2 protein-coding genes are annotated in these 1,612 nt (G+C 39.0%); both read left to right on the top strand.

The window, feature by feature from the left end:
- The first annotated feature begins 93 nt into the window (after nt 1-93).
- A complete protein-coding gene (gene xerA / locus HMPREF0520_RS00565) occupies nt 94-1,083 on the top strand; it encodes a site-specific tyrosine recombinase/integron integrase (protein ID WP_006728951.1) in 990 nt (329 codons plus the stop codon).
- A gap of 12 nt (nt 1,084-1,095) precedes the next feature.
- On the top strand, nt 1,096-1,612 hold a 517-nt coding region (locus HMPREF0520_RS00560), incomplete at its 3' end, for a restriction endonuclease subunit S (protein WP_006728950.1).

Genomic DNA, 1,612 nt, shown 5'->3' with positions numbered 1-1,612 from the left:
GCATACAACTATAACTCTTGTGAGTGGCAAGAGTTTAAAAATAGGGATTGCCACTCCGTAGTCTTTCTCTACAATAGAAAGGGAAAATAGACTATGAAACAGAAAGTAATCAATGAGGTTATGCAGGGTATGCTTGGCTACCTAAACAATATGCAATTAGAAAAACTGCAAGAAGTGCTGGAACATACATTGTTCCACAAACAAATAAGCGATACGGAGGAAGAAACCAATGCGGGACTAACAAATGAACATTTTCTGAATAATTTTCTTTCGGCAAAGCGGATAGAGGGATGCTCTGAAAAGTCGTTAACTTACTATCGGGCAACAATTGAAGTTATGACAACAAAAATCAAAAAGAATGTCCGAGAAATGGAAACAGATGACATACGTACATATCTGACAGAATATCAGCAGGAGAAAAACTCAAGCAAGGTCACTGTGGATAATATTAGAAGAATTTTATCGAGCTTCTTTTCTTGGCTGGAGGATGAGAATTATATTCTAAAGAGTCCGGCACGCCGTATACATAAGGTTAAGGCAGCTTTAACCATCAAGGAGACATATACCGATGAGGCCTTGGAAAAAATGCGTGATAGTTGCGAAGAGCCAAGAGATCTGGCACTGATAGATATACTGGCCTCAACGGGGATGCGTGTTGGAGAACTGGTTCTCCTTAACAGGGATGACATCAACTTTGAGGAGCGAGAATGTGTGGTGTTCGGTAAAGGCAGTAAGGAACGAATGGTGTACTTTGACGCACGAACTAAGATTCACCTACTTACCTACTTGCAGGGACGTACTGATGATAACCCGGCACTGTTTGTATCACTCCGAGCTCCGCATGAGAGGCTGAAAATCGGCGGGGTTGAATGTAGACTCCGAGAGCTTGGAAGTAAGCTGGATATAGAGAAAGTTCATCCTCATAAATTCCGCCGCACGCTTGCTACGATGGCTATTGACAAAGGCATGCCAATCGAACAACTGCAACAGCTGCTTGGCCATAAGCGGATTGATACTACACTGCAATATGCGATGGTGAAACAAAGCAATGTAAAATTGGCACACAGAAAATATATTGGATAGAGAGGAAAAACTATGGTTGAATGGAGAACCACTACCTTGGAAGAATGTACTGATATTTTGGGGGACGGACTACACGGAACACCTAAATATACAGAAAATGGAGAATACGCATTTGTTAATGGAAATAACCTCGTAGATGGTGAAATACTAATAAAAAAAGAAACAAAAAGAGTTGATTATAGCCAATATGAAAAGTATAAGAAACCATTAACAAATAGAACAATTCTAGTTTCCATAAACGGAACTTTGGGTAATGTTGGCGTATATGGCTCAGAAAAAATAATTCTCGGAAAAAGTGCCTGCTATTTTAATGTTAAAGAATCTGTAGACAAAGATTTTATATATTATATCGTTTCCTCGCCGACATTTAAGCAGTATCTTGAGAGCAATGCAACAGGAACAACAATAAAAAATATTTCCTTAAAGCAAATGAGGGAGTACACGTTTGAGTTGCCAGAAATTGGTGAACAAAAGAGAATATCTTCCGTTTTACGAAAAATAGATGAAAAGATTAAAAACAACAGAGCAA

Origin of the sequence: Lactobacillus iners DSM 13335 (assembly GCF_000160875.1) — a bacterium.
GTDB classification, from domain to species: domain Bacteria; phylum Bacillota; class Bacilli; order Lactobacillales; family Lactobacillaceae; genus Lactobacillus; species Lactobacillus iners.
This window is presented reverse-complemented; position numbering and strand designations above follow the sequence as displayed.

What these genes read in the sequence shown, in the direction of transcription:
- xerA (WP_006728951.1), top strand. Translation starts at nt 94, where the DNA reads ATGAAACAGAAAGTAATCAATGAGGTTATGCAGGGTATGCTTGGCTAC.